Genomic DNA, 230 nt, shown 5'->3' on the forward strand with positions numbered 1-230 from the left:
GGATCAAACCAACCGCGGAACCAACCCGACAGACCCATGGCATAGCCCAGCGGAATACCCACCAGAGCCCCGGCAACAAAGCCGACAATCACCCGCAGCAGCGACCAGCCCAGATGCTGCCAGAGCGAGAAGTTCTGATAGCCCTCGCGGGAGATCTCAAAGAACCGCGCGACAACGGTCTCTGGCGCAGGCAGCCAGATCGGGTTCATCTGCAAGCCCTGTCTGGGTGT

At 61.3% G+C, this 230-nt stretch carries 1 pseudogene; it reads right to left on the bottom strand.

The annotated features are described in order from the left end of the window. Nucleotides 1-230 (bottom strand): annotated as a pseudogene (locus tag Q1B46_RS22170) (ABC transporter permease); the annotation flags it as partial.

The organism is uncultured Ruegeria sp. (assembly GCF_947500045.1).
Classification (GTDB): Bacteria; Pseudomonadota; Alphaproteobacteria; order Rhodobacterales; family Rhodobacteraceae; genus Ruegeria.